Below are 17,730 nucleotides of genomic sequence, written 5' to 3'. Positions count from 1 at the left end.
CCACGTGTCCACACCACCCGGCCGGTGACCGCCCTCCCCCGGGCCCACCCGCCAGGCACACCTCAGACGGGCAGCGGCCGGTCCCCGATCCCCAGCAGGGTCCCCGTCACCGGCTGCTCGGTCTCCACATAGCAGACAGCCGAGTTGTGACCGGCCTGCCAACCCTGTTCGGTGGGGATGCGCCGCACCGTGCGGACATCCGCCCGCTCGCTGATACCGAGGTAGTTCTCCACGGCCACCGCGCAGTGGGGGCTGGCCACCTCGTCGATGTCCGACGAGTCCGGCAACTGGTCCATCGGCGAACCGAGCGGGACCGTGCCCGGCACGGCCTCACCCCGGTGCGGTTGGTCGCACGGAACGATCCGGATGGACTCCTCGCTGGGCGGTCCCTCGGTGCAGATCTGGAACTCGTAGAAGGGTTCGCCGACGAGCGCTCCCCGCAGCGAACCGGTCCGCTCCACCGGCTCGGCACCGTCCAGTTCGGTGACGCCGCAGACCAGCCACCGCTCTCCCCGGGCCCAACCCGTCTTCGACGGCCAGACCGTCCACGGCGCGAGTCGGGTGGCGTCCATGTCCGTGCTGCCCAGGTACTCGGCGGCCGGCTCACCGCACTGGGTGAGGGACAGGCTCAGCAGCTGCTGGTCGTCGGGACGTTGCCTCGGCAGGTCGTCCGGGAGTTCCAGGACCTGAGCCACCTCCAAGGTGTGGGGTCGCGAGCAGCCGACCGAGTCGAAGCTGCTCTGGTCGACGACCACACAGGCCCCGGGTTCCGGCAGGTCCTCGGCGCCACGCACGTCCGGTGGCAGGACGGCGGGTTCGGTGGCATCGTCGGCGACCCCGGACCCACCGGTCGCCGCCGCCGTCTGGCGGGTCTCCCCCGCCGCGTCGGGGGGCGCGGACTCCGGACCACTGCAGGAGGAGAACGCCACGCCCAGAACCGGGAGCAGCCACAACCGTCGCAGCACCGAGTGCCCAGCCACGCACATCACCCATTCCCTGTCCGTTGACCGAACGGTATCGCCCGCCCCCCGGCACGTCTCCCGACGGGCACCCCGAGGCCGGAGCGCGAGGATCGGAACGGGTCGGCGTGGCTCCGCCGCGAGGTCGACGCGGCTCCGCGCCCCGGTCCCGGGTCGTCACGGGTCGGGGTCTCCGCATACTGGCAGGCCGCACGACCGATGACCACACCCCGGGAGGAGTATTCGCCGGTCGGGCGTGGCGGCCGGCCCCGCGGTCGCGGGCGGGCCTGGGTCGGCGGCCCGCGGTGGTCGGGCGGTCCTGTTCACACGGCCCGTCCCCCAGCGCCCCGAGGTGAGCTCTCCGGCGAGGTACCCGACGACGGTTCAGAAGGACCGCGACGCCAACTCGTGGACGGGGGACCGCAACATCGTGGCTCCCTCCTCCAACAACACCGCCAGTCGGTCCGCCGCCTCCCCACCGAACCGCACCCGCCAGTCGGGGACGCGGTCGCCGTCCAGCCACAGGACCACTCCGGACACGGCGGCCGCCAGGTACAGCCGGGCGACGACCGCGTACGGGTGCAGCACCGTCACGGCGGACCGCACCCGGCCCCGGATCGCCGAGGCGGCCTGCTCGGCCTGACCGCGTTCGAACCCGATGGTGCCGAGCATGGTCGACGCGAGTCGCAACACGACGAGCTGCTTCTTCGGGCCGATCTCGACCATGCTGGTGACCGGACCGGTTTCCTCGTCATACCCCTTGAGGTGGTGGAACCAGCTGAATCTCGAGGAGTCCGCGGTAGGCACCAGGTCGTCGGCCGCGATGGGCATGTGCTGGGTCATGACGCCTCCCGGAGGTGTGGACGGATCGGGATCGCGGGAACCGGTGGCAGCGGTACCGCCGGGCTCGTCCGGAGATCCGCCTCACCGACCACACCGCTCGACGCGAAACTCACATCACGGTCAGTATCGTGCGGTCTCGGGGACGACTTCAGCGATTCCACCCGGCGGTGCGCGATGATCACGCGTTGGCAGGCCGGGGTGGCGGTGGGTAGCCAGCTCCCCGGCCGGGTCCGCACCGGTCGGCTGGCGCGGGACCCTGCTCGGGCGAAGCGCCCGTCCCAGAGCCGCCGCCACCGGGGATCTCATCCCACGGCGGGGCGTTCTCGTCCCACGGCCGCCCGAACCGGGGGTCGCGAGCGGGCGAAGCCCAGCCGAGGAGCCGAACGTCTCCTCCTGGGTGGCGGTGCCTCCGCCACGTCGGGACAGGGCCCGGATAGGCGTCCCCGCCGTAGTGCCTACCCGCACCACACCTCCAGCCGAACGCGCACATGGCCACCGGCTGTCAGCCGATGGCCACGTACCCGCTGGGAGGGCTGGCACGAGCGCCGGTCCCAGCGCACGAACGGGTGGGATCAGAGTCGTCCGTCCGAGCTCATGTCCTTGGGCTTGGACGGCGAACCCGGCAGGCACTCGCAACCGTCGCCCTCACCCGGCTTGCCGGGCTTGCCGGGCTTCCCCGGGTCGCCGGGCTTCCCCGGGTCGCTCGGGTCACCGGGGTCACCGGGGTCACCGGGGTCGCTCGGGTCTCCCGGGTCGCTCGGGTCACCGGGGTCGCCCGGGTCACCGGGGTCGCCCGGGTCGCCCGGGTCACCCGGGTCGCTCGGATCACCGGGGCCACCCGGGTCGCCGGGCAAGCAGGGTGAGCACGGCGCGCAGCCGCACCCTCCGCCGGAGACCGACGATTCCGAGGTCTCCGAGGTCTCCGAGATCACCACGTCGAGCAGTGCGTGGACGACCTTGTCCCCCACGAGGTGGACCAGATCCCCGACGCTCTGCAACGCGGCGACCTCGTCCGCCAGCAGGGTGACCTCGTAGCGTTCCTCGACCGAGCGGCTGATCGAAGCCAGATCCTCGGCTGTCGCGCCGAGGTCCCGACGCAGGTGGAGGGAGTCGTCGATCTCCCGCCTCGGAACGGCGAGACGCGCGGAGATGATGCCGTGCACCTCCTCCCGTACCTCGTCCAACAAGGGTTCTCTCGGGCGCGCGTCGTGTCTCGCCACGGCGGAACCCGCGTCAGACCGTGGCGAGCTCGTCCCCACACCGGACACCGGGGTGCCGGCGACCTCAGCGGCCGGTCCCTCGGCCGCCACCGCCGACGTGAGCGGCGCCAGGAACAGGCTCGACGCGGCCGCCGCGACGGCGACTACCAACTCCTTGCGAAACTGCCACACAGGTTCTCTCCTCTCGGTGGGCAACCCATCCAGATACTCCGCGTAGCGGGAAAAGCGCGCTCCGTGACTCCCTGCTTCCACGCCAAGGGGTGAGCGCCACTAACACTGGTGGTGGCGACCAATGGCCACCACCAGGCACTTCCGGACCACACGGCTCTATCCACCCGTGTGGGAGAAGGCTTTCGTTTCATCGGACAGCGCATTCCCGGCCGCCGTGCGAGGCCGTTCCGTGCCGAGCCACGGTCAAGGTGGTGGGGGACGTCCCGCACGCGTCGTCGCTGTCGCTCCGCGACGGTACGAGCTGGCCGGCACTGGCGGCACGTCGGTGCCCAACGCCGGAACCCGGGCGCGCCAACGTTCCGGTCCGCCCAGCACGGGCAACCCACCCCGGCAACGCTCGGCGCACCCGTGGTTCGGGATCCTCGACCAGGGGGAGCCTCCCGCGCACCCCGGGAGCCACGAACTCGGGCGGGCGTTGTTCCCGTCCGGCGTGCACGACGTCGTCCGATCGACGAGCAGGGCGGGGGATCGCCGGACACGGCCACGGGCAGGAAGTCCGGCGCGGCTCCTCGGCTGACGGGTACCGGCCGCCACCGCGCTGTCCTGTCGCCGTGCTGGGCGACCACGTCCGGTACCGGCGTTCGGAGCCAGGCGTCACACCCGCGACCTGGTGAACCCCGCGGGGACGCCTGACCGCCCGCATCACGGGGTCATCGGAGCCCCGGCCACGCCGGTCCTCCTGGCGACCACGGCTCCCGAACGAACACGGAGGTCCTGGGCTCGTGTGCTCAGGACCTCCGTACGCGTACCGGCCGGCCGGACCGGTGCCGGCACGCACGTCGGGGGAGAACCCGGGTTCACCCCCCGCTCACCACCGTCACCCCGCGGGCCGGGATGCCACCTCACTCGTCGCGCCGCCATCCGTCGACAGCGCGTCACCGTTCAGCACGGACACCAGCTTGTCCCGCACCAGCAGGACGAGGGATCCGACATCGCTGAGTTCCCGCACGTCCAGCTGGAGCAGCTGGACGCCGTAGGTGGCCTCCGCCCCGTCCACGATGCTGGCGGTGTCCTCCTCGGTGGCCCCGAGGTCGTCGACGAGGTGGTGCTCGTCCTCCACCGACACCGAGCTGATTCCCAGCTGGTCCGCGACGAGACCGTGGATCTGGTCGCGGAGCGTTCCGAGTCCGAGTGCCCTCTCCTCCTCGGCCAGCTCCCCGTGGGTCGACGTACCGGTTGGGGACTCGCTGGCCGTCGACCCGTTCACCGCCTCCGCGTACGCGGTCGGGGCGACGAGGACGGATGCGGCCGACAGGCCGATCAGCACTGACAGGTACCCACGACGCTGTCCCACAGTGTTCTCCTTTCCCACGTCCAACTTCCGCATCGATGCTCTGCTCTACTCACTCGTAGCGCCTGAGCACCGGGGCTGCTCCACTCCAAGGAGTGAGCCCGACACGCTTGCGCCGACCGGTGAAGATCGCTATTGCCGGCTCGCCCGTACCGCCGCTGGCGGATCACTCCCCGACGAGGACGCCCATTCCCGGTCCCAGCGGCAGCTCGGCCACGTAGAAGAGCGTCAGGATCCCGAGCCACGCCACCCAGAAGGGGACGACGAAGGGGAGCATCCGCGCGATCACCGTGCCGAGCCCGGCGGTGGGCTGGTACCGGCGGACGAAGGTGAGCAGCACGATCACGTAGGGGTTCATCGGGGTGATCACCTGCGTGACGGAGTCGCCCGCCCGGAACAGCGCCTGCGTGAAGCCGGGCTCGAAGCCCACCAGCAGGAACATCGGCACGAACACCGAGGCCAGCAGCGTCCACAGGCTCGACCCGGAGATGATGAGGAGGTTCAGCACGGAGGCCAGCAGGACGAACCCGACCAGGGCCGGGTACCCCTCCAGCCCGCTGCCGCGCAGGAACTCCGCGCCGCGCACCGCGAGCCAGGTGCCGATGTTCGTCCAGCCGAACAGCGCGACGAACTGGCCGAGGGCGAAGGCCAGCACGATGAAACCGGACAGGTCACGCACGGCCAGCCCCACCAGGCGGGGGACATCGGCCGAGGTCCGGATCGCACCGGTGGTCGCCCCGTACGCGATGGCCGGCACGGCGAACGCCAGGAAGGTCAGCGTGGTGACCGAGGACAACAGCGGTGACGACGGCAGGTAACCGCCGTCCTCGGCGCGCAACGGCGACGAGGGCCACAGGGCGAGGGCCCCCAACATGACCACGAGGGTGAGCAGCGCGAGGCCGGCGGCGGCGAGACCACGCCGCTCGGCGGCGGTGACCGTCGGGGACACCTGGTCCAGGTCGACGGGCGGGTCCGCGGGGCCGGTGGGCGGGTCGTCCTCCACCACCGGTGACCGGGGGAATCCGGACCGCTCCAGACCCGGCTCCACGACCCGGGTGATGACCACCCCGACCAGCAGGCTCAGCACGACCGCCGAGACGACGTTCACGTAGTAGTTGGACAGGGCCGTCACCTCGGTGCCCGGCTGGGCCAGGGAGGACACGACACTGTTGGTGATGCCGGCGAACAGCGCGTCGAGGCTCGTGACCAGCACGGACGTCGAGTAACCCGCACCCGCGGCCGCGAAGCCGCCGAGCAGGCCGGCCACCGGGTGCCGTCCCGCCGCGCGGAACACCATCGCGGCCAGCGGAGGTACGACGATGAACACCGAGTCCGACATGACGCTGCCGGACACGCCCACGAGGCCGACCGCGTAGGGGAGCAGCCCCCGGGGTGCCCGGGCGAACGCGATCCGGACGAGCGCCGTCAACATCCCGGTCCGCTCGGCCAACCCCACGGCGAGCATGATCGTCACCACCGTCTCCATCGGGGGAAAACCGATGAAGTTGGCCGGCATCTCGGTGAACAGGAAGCGGATGCCCTCGGCGGAGAAACCGCCGCGCACCTCGGTGACCCCGTCCTCCCCCGGCACCACCACGGCGGCACCGAAGGCGGCCAGCACCGTCGAGACGACGCCGACCAGCAGGGTGAGCAGGGCGAAGAACACGAAGGGCTCCGGCAGCCGGTTCCCGACCCGTTCGATCCACCCCAACACGCCGCCGACGCCGGCGGAGGTAGCCCCACCGCTCCCGCGTCCCCGCCCACCACGCGCCATCCGCGCCACCTCCCCGTGCCGTACGCCGGTGCACACCCTTCGGGTGGACCTGAGGCGCCACAAGGGAGATCACGAGCAATCAGCCGAACGTGGGTACTCCCGGGACGGCCGGGGCGGACCGGGGGCCGGGACTGGTGGGAAGGCCGGCCCACGACGTCGGCAGGGGTCCAGGCGGAGGGCCGGGGGCCTGGCGCGGCCCCCGACCGAACCTCCGCGCCCACCGGGGGGCCGACCGGGGCGCGGCGGCGAACCACCGGGAGCACGGGGCGGTCGGAGCGGCGGGGGACGCGAGGCCGCCGAGGCCCGTCCCCACGCCGCCCAGGTCCGAGTCCCCGAACCGACGCGGGCACCCGGGGAACCACCACGGCCGGGCCGGGCGCGCACCAGGCCCCGAACGCGGGCGTTCCGCCAGGCGCCCCACGGGACGACGTCAGGACCGGGCCGTTCCGGTGCCCGGGCCGAGGGCGGGTCGGTCCGGCCCGTTCGGACCGCGACCGCCCCGGGCGGCGCGCCCCCAGGGTAGGAGGAGGGCCGCCGGTGTCCCCCAACCGGTCAGTCGAAGAACCGAGGAACGTCCAACGGGCCGCCGGCCGCCGCGAACTCCTCCTGGACCGCCGCGCGCAGCTCGTCGTCGGCGAGGTAGTCGACCGCCGTCATCGCGAGCCCGAAGGCGCCGTCGAGCACCGCCCGGTCCCCCGAAGGGCCAGCGGCGGCCTCCGCGAACTCCACGGTGTGCATCGAGATCGCCGGGTGGCCGATCGCGATCATGGGGTGGATCGCCGGCACCCGGAAGCTGAGGTTGCCCAGGTCGGTCGACCCGGTGAGGGAGGAGGGCACCACGTTCGGGGGCAGCGACCGTCGCCCCCGGCTCTCCTGGTGCGTCGCCCAGCGCCGGGCGAGGGCCTCGTTGAAGCGGATCGGCAGGTAGGGCGGCCGCTCGTCCCAGCGGAGTTCGACACCGCAGCCATGTGCCAGCGCCGCTCCCTGCGCGACCGCCGCCACCCGGCCCGCCAGGTCGCGCAGCGTCTCGGGTCGGGCGGACCGCAGGTAGAAGCGGAGTGCCGCCCGGTCCGGCACGACGTTGGGCCGGGCTCCACCGTCGGTGAAGACGCCGTGCGCGCGGTCGCTGTCGGGCAGGTGCTGCCGCAACGCGGCCACCCCCTGGTAGGCGGCCACGGCGGCGTCCAGCGCGTTCCGCCCCATGAAGGGCTGGGCGGACGCGTGCGCCGCCACTCCGTGGAAGACCATCTCCAGCTGACGACGCCCCAGGAAGGGGTGCATCGCCACGTCGTGGGAGAACGGGTGCAGCATCACCACGGCGTCGACGTCGTCGAGGACGCCGGCCCGTGCCAGGAACTCCTTGCCGCCGCCCCCCTCCTCGGCGGGCGTGCCCAGCAGCGAGACCCGGCCGCCGGTGCGCGCCACCGCCGGGGCGGCGGCGAGGAACGCGCCGACCGCGCTGGAGCAGATGATGTTGTGCCCACAGCCGTGCCCGATCCCGGGGAGGGCGTCGTACTCCGCGAGGACGGCGATGTGCGGGCCGCCGCTGCCCGAGGTCGCCAGCACCGCGGTGTCCAGCCCGCCGACACCGACGGTCACCTCGTGCCCGGCCGCGCGGACCAGCTCGGCGACGACGCCAGCGGACCGGTGCTCCTCGAAGCCCTCCTCGGGGTGGGCGTGGAGGTCGTGGCTGAGCGCCAGCAACGCGTCCTCGTGCCGCCCCAGCTCCGCGCCCACGAGCTGACCGACCTCGGTGTCCGCGCCGGCGAAGGGCGACGTCAGGGGTTCCGCCGCCGCGACGGCCCGCGCGGTCGCCTCGTTCAGCGCGCGCAGGTAGGTGTCGTCGGGGGGAACCGGAGCTGGGGAGGGGGTGGCTGCTGTCACGGCAGGCACCCTAACCCGAGTGCCACGCGTCCCAGCAGCCCGCGAGGCGCCGCCACCGTGGGCGGTCGGCCGCCCGCCGATCAGCCCGGCCTCGGCCCTGGCGCGGCGCTGGCCGGCCCTCCGGTCCAGGCGTAGCGTCGGACGCACCAGGCCCCGTCCGACCCGGATCCGGGAGGCGTGATGCGGTGGTCAGAGCGGACCGGCCCGACCCGGCCGGCGGAGGACCAGGACCGCGCTCGACGTCGGTCGTTGACCCGCCTGGTGGTGGGCCTCCTCCTCGGCGTGCTCGCGGTCGTCTTCATCGTGCAGAACCGCGACGAGGTGGCGATCCGGCTGCTCGTCCCGGTCGTCGACCTCCCGTTGTGGACCGCGCTGGCCGGCGTGCTGGTGCTGGGGATGCTGATCGGAGCGCTCTGGGTGTACCGCCGCTGACCCCGGATCACCACTCGGCACCGGAGCCGGTGGGGGTGTCGGACCGGTGACACCCCCACCGTTCCGGTCACCCGGTCGGGTCGCTCGGCCCGTGGTGGGTGGGGTCGAGCACCCTGCTGAGGAAGGTGCGGGTCCGTTCGTGGCTGGGTGCCCCGATGACGTCGGCCGGATCGCCCTGTTCGATGATCCCGCCGCCGTCCATGAAGACGACCTGGTCGGCGACCTCACGGGCGAACTGCATCTCGTGGGTGACCACGAGCATCGTCATGCCCTCCTCGGCCAGCTGCCGCATCACGCCGAGGACGTCGCCGACCAGCTCGGGGTCCAGCGCCGAGGTGGGCTCGTCGAACAGCATCACCTCGGGGTCCATCGACAGCGCCCTGGCGATCGCCGCCCGCTGCTGCTGCCCACCGGACAGCTGCGCCGGCATCGAGTGTTCCTTGTCGGTCAGCCCCACCCTGGCGAGGTTGCGCCGGGCGACCTCCTCGGCCTGTTCCTTCGACCGGCGGAGCACCTTGCGCTGGGCGACCGTCAGGTTCTCCAGGACCGACAGGTGCGCGAAGAGGTTGAACGACTGGAACACCATGCCGATCCGCACCCGCGCGGCGTCGATGTCGCAGTCCGGGTCGGTCAGCTCGACCCCGTTGACCACCACGCTGCCGCTCGAGGGCTCCTCGAGGAGGTTGACGCAGCGCAGCAGGGTCGACTTCCCGGAGCCGGAGGGTCCGATGACGCAGACGACCTGCCCGCGCCTGACCTGGAGGTCGACCCCCTTGAGGACCTGGAGCGAACCGAAGCTCTTGTGCAGACCGGAGATCTCGACCACCGGTCGTGTGGTGTCGCTCATGCTCATTCCCTCCCTGGTCCCGTCTTCGCGCCCTTGCCGAACCGCCGCTCCAGGCGCCGGGACAGGTAGGACAGCGGAAGGGTGATCATGAGGTAGCAGAAGCCGGCCACCACGATCGGGGTCAGACTGCGGTCGGTGTTCAGGGCGTTGCGGGCGAACTGGGTCAGCTCGTGCTGCGCGAGCGTGCTGCCGAGGATGAAGGCCAGCGACGAGTCCTTGGTCAGCAGGATCAGCTCGTTGGTGAGCGGGGGCAGGATGATCCGGAAGGCCTGCGGGATCACCACGGTGATCATCGTCCTCGCCGGGCTCATCCCCAACGAACGCGCCGCCTCGACCTGCCCCTTGGGCACCGCCTGGATACCGGCGCGGATCGTCTCCGCGATGTAGGCGCCACCGACGAGCCCCAACGCCAGCATGATCGAGATGCTGCGGTCCAGGTTGAGTCCGAAGGCGTAACCGACCCCGACACCCAACGCGAGGAACACCAGCAGCGCCGGGAGCCCACGGAAGAACTCGATGTAGAGGGTGGCGATCCAGCGGTAGGGACCGACCGAGGACAGCCTCATCAGCGCGATCACCAGACCGAACGCGAGGGCGAACGCGAAGCCCATCGCGGTGTAGGTGATCGTGTTGACCAGGGCCACCGTCATGACCTCGGGGAACTGGTTGACGATGACGGCGGGGTCGAAGAAGGCCCGTCCGAGGCTGTCCCAGTCAGCGGCGAGAACGAGCACCAGCAACGCGACCACGAGGATGCCGTACTGGATGCCGCGGAAGAGCCTCGCCCGCTGTCGCTTGCTCATCCGTCGTCGGGGAGGCGCCGTGGGCGCCGGGGTTCGTCGGCCGGGTTCACCGGGCGGTTCCTGGTCCCGGTGCTGGGTGTCGCCCAGCTCGGTGTCACGCGACATGTGGTCAGTTCTCCAGAAGGTGCCGGGTAGGCGGCGGGGCCGGCGTCCACACGCCGGCCCCGGTCACGACGGGTCAGCTCTCGGGGTCCTCGGAGAGGGCGGGCGCGTCGGCGCTCTCGGAGGCGCCCGACGCCTCGGACTCGTCGGCGGCCTCGGACTCGTCGCTGGCCTCCTCGTCCTCGTCCACCGTGGCGTCGGTGCCGACGCCCTCCGGCGCCACGCCGAACCACTTCACGTAGATCTCCTCGTAGCGGCCGTCCTCCCTGGCCGCCTGGAGCACCTCGTTGATCCGCTCCCGCAGCGCGTCGTTGTCCTTGCGGACCCCGATGCCGTACTGCTCGTTCGTCTCGATGTCGGCGACCACGGCGAAGGTGTCGTTCTCGTTCGCCGCGTCGTACAGGACGCCGTTGTCGTTGATCCCCGCGTCGACCTCACCGGTCTCGACGGCCGCCAGCAGCAGCGGCAGGTCGTCGTAGCTGCGGATCTCGGTGCCGTCGGCCAGTTCCGCCTCGGCCCAGTCCTTGCCGGTGGTGTCGTTCTGCACTCCGACCGAGCCACCCGCGAGGTCGTCGACCCCGGTGATGCCCGAGTCGGCGGTCGTGATCAGCGCCTGCCTGGCGTCGAAGTACGGGTCGGAGAAGTCGAAGTTCTCCGACCGCGCGTCGGTGATGGTCATCCCGGCCGCGGCCACGTCGCACTCCCCGGTGTCCAGGGCCGCGCCGGAGGTGATGGTGTCGAAGGAGATGTCGACGATCTGCTGCTCGAGCCCCAGGTCCTCGGCCACCAGATCGACGAGATCCACGTCGAAACCGACGACCTCGCCACCCTCGTTGAACTGGAAGGGCCGGTACGACAGGTGGGTGCAGGTCTTGAGCGCTCCCTCCTCGACGATGGGGACGCCATCCACCTCGACGCCCTGCTCACCGCCGCCGCACCCGGCGAGCACCAGGGCGAGGGCGGGGACCAGGGCTACCGGGGCGAGGGCTCCGCTCCGCTGTCCGCTACGACGACGCAATGTACTTTTCCTCGATTTCATCCGGTTGTGCCGATGGACTGGACGCACCGTAGACGGTGACGGCACGCCTGGGCGAGCGGCGCCGCCCAGGTCACCACTGGTTCGGTGTCACGCCGAACCACTTCCGGTGCAGTTCCTCGTACCGCCCGTCCTGGCGGATGCCCGCCAGGACCTCGTTCGCGACGGTGAGGAGTTCGGTGTTCCCCCTGCGCACGGCGAACCCGTACTGCTCGCCGGTGTCGATCTCGACCTTCACCGAGGTGTTCCGGTGGCTCCTGGCGAAGTGGTAGAGGGGTCCGTTGTCGGCGAGTGCGGCGTCGATCTCGCCGGCGCGCAGGGCCTGGGTCAGCGCGGGCAGGTCGCGGTAGGTGTGGATCGTGGGCGCGGCGTCGTGTTCGGTCGCGTACCGTCCTGCGTAGTCGGCGCCGGTGGTGTTCTCCTGGACTCCGAGTCTCCCCCCGCCGTGCAGGTCGTCGAGGCCGGCGATCGTGGAGTCCCAGTCGGCGAGCAGGGCCTGGTTGGCGTTGAAGTAGGGGACGCCGAAGTCGAGGACCTCCGCGCGTTCCTCGGTGATGGTCATGCCCGCGAAGGCGATGTCGCAGGTCCCGTCCTCGAGGGCCGCTCCGCTGGTGATGCGGTCGAAGGGGACGTCGACGACACGCTGCTCCAGCCCCAACCTGTCGGCCACCAGATCTCCGAGGTCGACGTCGAACCCGACGATGTCCCCGGTGTCGCCGTCCAGGGACTGGAACGGCTCGTAGGGAAGGTGTGTGCAGGTCAGCAGCGTGCCGGCGTCGACGAGGGTGACCGCCGGCGAGCTGGGCGTGGCGGCGTCGAGCGTCTGCCCCGGTTGCCCGCACGCGGCGAGCGCGGCGAGGGAGGATGCCACGAGGGCGATCGCGGACAGGCGACGCGTGTGCTCTGCCAAGGCGTACTCCCGAACACTTCCCGATTAACGGCGCCCTGCATCTTCGCACCGAACGGCGGAAAAATAAATAACCATCGGATGAACAATGGTGACGCGGAGTACGGATATCACGACCGACACCAAGAATGTAACCCCGAAAGGAGTAATCGAGCGTTTTCTTGCCACGAACGCGCGGGCCGGCCGGAAACCCTCGTCCGGCACGGTGTGGTCACATTGGCGCGTCGAGGCCGCGTCCGGGCACCCGGCGCCCGAGGTCCCCCCGGTCAGAGCTGGTTCGGCGTGACGCCCAGCCAGGTCCGGTGCAGTTCGACGTGCCTCCCGTCGGCGCGCATCGCCGCCAGCACCTCGTTCGCCACGTCCAGCAGGGCGGTGTTCCCCCGGCGCACCGCGAACCCGTACTGCTCACCGGTGTCGATCTGCACCTTCACCGAGGTGTCCCGGTAGACCCGCGCGAACCCGTAGAGCGGGCCGTTGTCGGAGAGCACGGCGTCGACCAGGCCCGAGCGCACCGCCGAGGTGAGTTCCGTCTGGTCGGGGAACCGCACCAGCTCCACCAGCGAACCGTTGCGCTCGTTGTGGTCGACGGCGTACGCCTCGCCGGTGGTGCCCTCCTTGACACCGAGCCGACGCCCGTGCAGATCCGCCATACCGGTGATCTCCTCGTGCACGCCCGCGAGCAGGGCCTGGCTCGAGTTGAAGTAGGGCTCGCCGAAGTCGACGTCCCGCGCCCGTTCCTCGGTGATGGTGACCCCGCTGATCGCGATGTCGCAGACGCCGTCGTCGAGGTCGGCCCCACTGGTGATCCGGGCGAAGGAGGTCTCGACGATCTCCTGCTCCACCCCGAGTTCCTCGGCGATGAACCCACCCAGGTCGATGTCAAAGCCGACGATCTCCCCGGAGTCGGGGTCGCGGAACTCGAAGGGTTCGAAGGGCAGCCGGACACACGTGGAGAGCGTGCCCGGCCGCACCAGCTCGACCCGGGGGTCCGCACCACCCACCGCGCTCCCGCCGTCCACCGGCTCCCCGCCGCACCCCGCGACGAGCAGAGCCGGGACGGCCAGCAGGACGAACGCGCGACGGAGCGACGACCGCGACACGGAGACCCCCACACACTTGTCCGGGCGAAAACGTGCGCATCCTCGCACCCGGAAGCGCGATCTGAGAACAGTTGACGCGAAACCGTGTTCTCCGTTTCCCGACCGGTCACCTTCCGTCGCCGGAGGTATCACTCACGCGAGCCACAAGGAATGATCTTGTCGGAATTCCCGAGCTTCTCCGTGAGCGGTTTTCGACCGCCGGACATCACCCCCGGGCGTGTGCCGCGAGGACCATCGCCACCGCCGTCGTCACCCGCGCCGCGTAGGCCAGGTGCAGCGACTCGTCGGGGACGTGCGCGTTGCTGCCGGGGCCCAGCGCTCCGGTCACCACGAACTGCGCGGACGGGTAGGCGTCCTGGAGCAGTCCCATGAACGGGATCGACCCGCCCAGTCCCAGCGTCAGCCACGGGGCCCCGAACACCTCCGCGCCGGCCCGGTCCAGGGCCGAGCGCAGCCAGGGCGCCAGGTCGGGCGCGTTCCAGCCGGGGCCGCACTCCGTCCGGCTCAGCTCGACGGACGCCCCGTAGGGCACGTCCGAGGTGAGGGCGGCGCTCACGGCCGCCAGCGCGGCCTCGGGGTCGGCGGTCGGCGGCAGGCGGAAGCTCAGCGCCAGCGTGGTCTGGGGCCGCAGCACGTTGCCCGCCTCCGCCGGGGTGGGCAGCCCGTCGCCGCCGATCACGGACAGGGTGGGGCGCCACGTGTTGTTGAGCGCCTGCTCCAGCGGGTCGTCCACCACCGGCCGCACCCCCTCGGGCAGGGGGACGTTGTCGAGGACCAGCGTGGGAACGGCGTCCAGGGCGGCCCTGGTCTCGGCGACCCGGTCGGCTGGGACCTCCACCACCAGCTCGGGCAGCAGGACCTCCCCCGTGGCCGAGTCCTCGAGCCTGTCGAGGAGCTGCCGGAGCACGCGGAACGAGCTCGGGGCGACCCCGCTCGCCAGCCCCGAGTGCTGACCGGCGTCGAGCACGCGGACGGTGACGGTGACCTGCGCCATCCCGCGCAGCGAGGTGGTCAGCCACAGCCGCTCGTAGTCACCGGCCCCGGAGTCCAGGCACACCACCAGCTCGACCTCGCCGAGCTCGGGGCGGAGGTGCTCCAGGTAGGCGGGCAGGTCCGGCGAACCGGACTCCTCCCCCGTCTCCAGCAGCACGACCGCCCGGCCGTGGTCGGCGCCCAGCTCACGGACCGCCTCGAGCGCCGCGACCGCGGCGTACCCGGCGTAGCCGTCGTCCGCCGCCCCCCGCCCGTACAGGCGGCCGTCCCTGAGCACCGGGGTCCAGGGCCCCAGGCCCTCCGACCAGCCGCCGACCGGCGGCTGCTTGTCCAGGTGGCCGTAGAGCAGGACCGTCCCCCGGTCCACGGCCGCCTCGGTGGGCGCGACGTCGATGAGGAGCACCGGTGTGCGCCCGGGCAGCCGCACGGTGCGGACGGTGGCTTCCGCCGCGATCGGGCGCTGGGCGAGCCACGCCCTGACGTGGTCGATGGCGGCGTCGAGCTGGCCGTTCGCCTCCCAGTCCTCGTCGAAGACCGGGGAGAGGGCGGGGATGGCGACCAGCTCGGACAGGCTGGGCACGACGTCCTCGGTCCACCGGCGTTCGACGGCCTCGGAGAGGGCCTCGGTGGACGGGGTGGAGGCGGGGCGCGGGGTTGTCTCAGGCACGTGCCAGATCCTCGGCCCCGGTACCGGTACCACGCAAGGGCCACCGCGGCCGGCCGGAGCACCGGGGCCGTTCCCGCAGGTAGGACGAGGTCCGTCTGTCGGAACCCCGCTTAGTCGGAGCACGCGTAGTCGGAACCACTCTTAGTAGGAACCACGATCTCTTAGCCAGGAAAAAGAGCTGTGTTCGGGCTCACGGTCCGGGCTCGCGCCATGCCAATATGGCGGAAGCGATCCGTCAGCGCCGACGATCGGCATCCCGTCCCACCAGGGCGGTGATCTCGTCTGTCGGCGTACCCGCGCTCACGGCCACAAGCCAGGACGCGCGGCCCCACCTTGAGGGAGACACGTATGTCGTCGCCGGAGTACTGGACGAAACCCCAGCCGCCCGACGCGGCTGGGCCGGAGTCACCGTCAGGGAGTCCCCCAGCCGCCACAGCGGCCCGACCCACGGCGGAGCAAGTGATAGCCGGACTACGCGCCACCAGCGAAGGTGGCCCCGACCTCGTGCAGCTGCTGACCCCCGAGGGGGAGCGGGTGGCGCACCCCCACTTCGACATCGACATCACGCCCGACGAGCTGCGCGGGCTGTACCGGGACATGGTCCTGGTCCGTCGAGCCGACCGCGAGTCCAACGCGCTCCAGCGGCAGGGCCAGCTGGGCATCTGGGTCCCGCTGCTGGGCCAGGAAGCCGCGCAGATCGGCGCCGGCCGGGCGATGCGCCCCAGGGACATGGCCTTCCCCAGCTACCGGGAGCACGGAGTGGCCTGGTGCCGGGGCATCGACCCCACCGAGCTGCTCGGCATCTTCCGGGGCACCGACCACGGCAGCTGGGACCCGATGGCCACCCGCTTCCACCCCTACACGATCGTCATCGGCAACCAGTGCCTGAACGCGGTCGGCTACGCCATGGGCCAGCGGTTCGACGGTCGGATCGGTGACGGGCACGACAGCGCCGACGCCGAGGCCACCGTCGTCTTCTTCGGCGACGGCGCGACCAGCCAGGGCGACGTGAACGAGGCCTTCGTCTGGGGCGCCGTCTACGACGCCCCCGTCGTCTTCTTCTGCCAGAACAACCAGTGGGCCATCTCCGAACCGATGGAGCGGCAGAGCCGCATCCCCCTCTACCAGCGGGCCAGCGGCTACGGCTTCCCCGGGATCCGGGTTGACGGCAACGACGTGCTGGCCACGCTCGCCGTCACGCGGTGGGCGTTGGAGGAGTGCCGCAGCGGGAACGGGCCGGTCCTCATCGAGGCCTTCACCTACCGGATGGACGCCCACACGACCTCCGACGACCCCAGCCGCTACCGGCTGGCCGACGAACTGGAGGCGTGGAAGCTCAAGGACCCGATCGAGCGGGTCAAGGCGTACCTGCACCGCCAGCAGTGGGCGGACGGCGACTACTTCGCGGAGGTCGAGCGGGAGTCCGACGCGCTGGCGGCCCGCCTGCGGGAGTACTGCCAACGGATGCCGGTCCCCTCCGCCGACCGCATGTTCTCCGAGGTGTACGCGAACGGCAGCAGCGCGGTCTCCGCCCAGCGCGACGAGTTCCTCACGTACCTGTCCCAGTTCGAGCAGACCGGAGGTGAGCGGTGATGACCGAGGTGGACGCCCGATCCCGTCCGCGCCCCGCCGACGGGTCCGACCCCGGGCAGGCCCCGAGCAAGGTGACGATCGGGAAGGCGCTGAACCTGGGTCTGCGCGCGGCGATGGAGCGCGACCCGAAGGTGATCCTCATGGGGGAGGACATCGGCCGGCTCGGCGGTGTCTTCCGGATCACCGACGGCCTCCAGAAGGACTTCGGTGAGCAGCGGGTGCTGGACACCCCGCTGGCCGAGTCCGGCATCGTCGGCGCCGCGATCGGCCTGGCGATCCGGGGCTACCGCCCGGTGTGCGAGATCCAGTTCGACGGCTTCATCTTCCCCGCCTTCGACCAGATCGTCAGCCAGCTGGCGAAGCTGAACTACCGCAGCCAGGGCCGCATCCGGATGCCGGTCGTCATCCGTGTTCCCTTCGGTGGTGGGATCGGCGCCGTCGAACACCACTCCGAGTCGCCCGAGTCGTACTTCGCCCACACCGCCGGGCTGAAGGTCGTCGCCTGTTCCAACCCGGTCGACGCCTACTGGATGATCCAGCAGGCCATCGAGTCCGACGAACCGGTGCTCTTCTTCGAGCCGAAGCGCCGGTACCACGAGAAGGCGGAGCTGGACCTCACCGCGACGCCCGTCCCGCTGCACTCCTCCCGGGTGCTGCGGCGGGGCGGCACGGCCACCATCGCCTGTTACGGGCCGATGGTGAAGACGTGCCTGGAGGCGGCCGAGTCCGCCGCCGAGCAGGAGGGGCACGACCTGGAGGTCATCGACCTCCGGACGCTCTCCCCCCTCGACCTGGAGCCGGTCCACGAGTCGGTGCGCCGCACCGGCCGGTTGGTGGTCGCCAGCGAGGCTCCCGGCGAGTCGTCCATCGCCTCCGAGATCGCGGCCAGGGTCCAGCAGGAGTGCTTCTACTCCCTGGAGGCACCCGTGGTCCGCGTCACCGGTTTCGACACCCCCTACCCGCCGAGCAAGCTGGAAGAGGAGTACCTGCCCGACCTGGACCGGGTGTTGCACGCCGTCGAGCAGTCGTTGGGCTGGTGAGGGAGAGC

Annotated in this window: 15 protein-coding genes; 3 read left to right on the top strand and 12 right to left on the bottom strand. The window is 71.5% G+C overall.

Annotated elements, in window-relative coordinates:
- Positions 1–62 precede the first annotated feature (62 nt).
- The 6 genes from C1701_RS11355 to C1701_RS11330 form a co-directional block, all read right to left on the bottom strand.
- Complete coding sequence (locus C1701_RS11355; RefSeq protein WP_051313575.1) at positions 63–986, bottom strand: septum formation family protein; 924 nt, start codon at positions 984–986, stop codon at positions 63–65.
- 357 nt (positions 987–1,343) lie between these two features.
- Complete coding sequence (locus C1701_RS11350) at positions 1,344–1,802, bottom strand: hypothetical protein (RefSeq protein WP_026417908.1); 459 nt, start codon at positions 1,800–1,802, stop codon at positions 1,344–1,346.
- Positions 1,803–2,374: 572 nt separating this feature from the next.
- Positions 2,375–3,193 (bottom strand): acyl carrier protein, encoded by an 819-nt coding sequence (locus tag C1701_RS27330; protein ID WP_337662233.1) that lies wholly within the window; start codon positions 3,191–3,193, stop codon positions 2,375–2,377.
- Positions 3,194–4,070: 877 nt separating this feature from the next.
- The gene (locus tag C1701_RS11340; protein ID WP_337662232.1) at positions 4,071–4,547 is read right to left on the bottom strand and encodes an acyl carrier protein; all 477 of its coding nucleotides are present in this window, start codon (positions 4,545–4,547) and stop codon (positions 4,071–4,073) included.
- A 163-nt stretch (positions 4,548–4,710) separates the two neighbouring features.
- On the bottom strand, positions 4,711–6,318 hold the full coding sequence (locus C1701_RS11335) for an AbgT family transporter (protein WP_103055895.1): 1,608 nt from the start codon (positions 6,316–6,318) through the stop codon (positions 4,711–4,713).
- 552 nt (positions 6,319–6,870) lie between these two features.
- On the bottom strand, positions 6,871–8,202 hold the full coding sequence (locus tag C1701_RS11330) for a M20 family metallopeptidase (RefSeq protein WP_103055894.1): 1,332 nt from the start codon (positions 8,200–8,202) through the stop codon (positions 6,871–6,873).
- Between the two features lie 180 nt (positions 8,203–8,382).
- Between C1701_RS11330 and C1701_RS11325 the strand changes: the two genes are divergently transcribed.
- The gene (locus C1701_RS11325; RefSeq protein WP_051313573.1) at positions 8,383–8,634 is read left to right on the top strand and encodes a lipopolysaccharide assembly protein LapA domain-containing protein; all 252 of its coding nucleotides are present in this window, start codon (positions 8,383–8,385) and stop codon (positions 8,632–8,634) included.
- A gap of 67 nt (positions 8,635–8,701) precedes the next feature.
- Here C1701_RS11325 and C1701_RS11320 read toward each other — a convergent pair whose 3' ends face one another.
- The 6 genes from C1701_RS11320 to C1701_RS11295 all read right to left on the bottom strand — a co-directional run bounded on the left by C1701_RS11320 (position 8,702) and on the right by C1701_RS11295 (position 15,089).
- Positions 8,702–9,487, bottom strand: a complete 786-nt coding sequence (locus tag C1701_RS11320; RefSeq protein WP_372492983.1) for an amino acid ABC transporter ATP-binding protein — start codon at positions 9,485–9,487, stop codon at positions 8,702–8,704.
- Complete coding sequence (locus C1701_RS11315) at positions 9,484–10,284, bottom strand: amino acid ABC transporter permease (RefSeq protein ID WP_026417902.1); 801 nt, start codon at positions 10,282–10,284, stop codon at positions 9,484–9,486. The genes C1701_RS11320 and C1701_RS11315 overlap by 4 nt, the downstream gene beginning before the upstream one ends.
- A 178-nt stretch (positions 10,285–10,462) precedes the next feature.
- Positions 10,463–11,404, bottom strand: a complete 942-nt coding sequence (locus C1701_RS11310) for a transporter substrate-binding domain-containing protein (protein ID WP_245588715.1) — start codon at positions 11,402–11,404, stop codon at positions 10,463–10,465.
- A gap of 91 nt (positions 11,405–11,495) precedes the next feature.
- A complete protein-coding gene (locus tag C1701_RS11305) occupies positions 11,496–12,332 on the bottom strand; it encodes a transporter substrate-binding domain-containing protein (protein WP_026417901.1) in 837 nt (278 codons plus the stop codon).
- A gap of 263 nt (positions 12,333–12,595) precedes the next feature.
- Entirely contained in the window at positions 12,596–13,429 is an 834-nt protein-coding gene (locus tag C1701_RS11300; protein WP_026417900.1) for an ABC transporter substrate-binding protein, read from the bottom strand.
- A gap of 205 nt (positions 13,430–13,634) precedes the next feature.
- A complete protein-coding gene (locus tag C1701_RS11295; protein WP_026417899.1) occupies positions 13,635–15,089 on the bottom strand; it encodes a M20/M25/M40 family metallo-hydrolase in 1,455 nt (484 codons plus the stop codon).
- A gap of 348 nt (positions 15,090–15,437) precedes the next feature.
- Between C1701_RS11295 and pdhA the strand changes: the two genes are divergently transcribed.
- Both pdhA and C1701_RS11285 read left to right on the top strand, forming a co-directional pair.
- Positions 15,438–16,682 (top strand): pyruvate dehydrogenase (acetyl-transferring) E1 component subunit alpha, encoded by a 1,245-nt coding sequence (gene pdhA, locus C1701_RS11290; RefSeq protein ID WP_081715281.1) that lies wholly within the window; start codon positions 15,438–15,440, stop codon positions 16,680–16,682.
- Positions 16,682–17,722 carry an alpha-ketoacid dehydrogenase subunit beta gene (locus C1701_RS11285; protein WP_026417897.1) on the top strand — a complete coding sequence of 347 codons (1,041 nt, stop codon included), beginning with the start codon at positions 16,682–16,684 and terminating at the stop codon, positions 17,720–17,722. The genes pdhA and C1701_RS11285 overlap by 1 nt, the downstream gene beginning before the upstream one ends.
- Positions 17,723–17,730 lie beyond the last annotated feature (8 nt).

Source organism: Actinoalloteichus sp. AHMU CJ021 (assembly GCF_002895405.1).
In the GTDB taxonomy this organism is placed as follows: Bacteria; Actinomycetota; Actinomycetes; order Mycobacteriales; family Pseudonocardiaceae; genus Actinoalloteichus_B; species Actinoalloteichus_B caeruleus.
The sequence above is the reverse complement of the archived record's forward strand: the minus strand, read 5'-3'. Positions and strand labels throughout refer to the sequence as shown.

Bases quoted from the DNA above. Each gene is read 5' to 3' on its own strand.
- C1701_RS11355 (WP_051313575.1), bottom strand. From the start codon at position 986: ATGTGCGTGGCTGGGCACTCGGTGCTGCGACGGTTGTGGCTGCTCCCG.
- C1701_RS11350 (WP_026417908.1), bottom strand. From the start codon at position 1,802: ATGACCCAGCACATGCCCATCGCGGCCGACGACCTGGTGCCTACCGCG.
- C1701_RS11335 (WP_103055895.1), bottom strand. From the start codon at position 6,318: ATGGCGCGTGGTGGGCGGGGACGCGGGAGCGGTGGGGCTACCTCCGCC.
- C1701_RS11325 (WP_051313573.1), top strand. From the start codon at position 8,383: ATGCGGTGGTCAGAGCGGACCGGCCCGACCCGGCCGGCGGAGGACCAG.
- C1701_RS11320 (WP_372492983.1), bottom strand. From the start codon at position 9,487: ATGAGCATGAGCGACACCACACGACCGGTGGTCGAGATCTCCGGTCTG.
- C1701_RS11315 (WP_026417902.1), bottom strand. From the start codon at position 10,284: ATGAGCAAGCGACAGCGGGCGAGGCTCTTCCGCGGCATCCAGTACGGC.
- pdhA (WP_081715281.1), top strand. From the start codon at position 15,438: ATGTCGTCGCCGGAGTACTGGACGAAACCCCAGCCGCCCGACGCGGCT.
- C1701_RS11285 (WP_026417897.1), top strand. From the start codon at position 16,682: ATGACCGAGGTGGACGCCCGATCCCGTCCGCGCCCCGCCGACGGGTCC.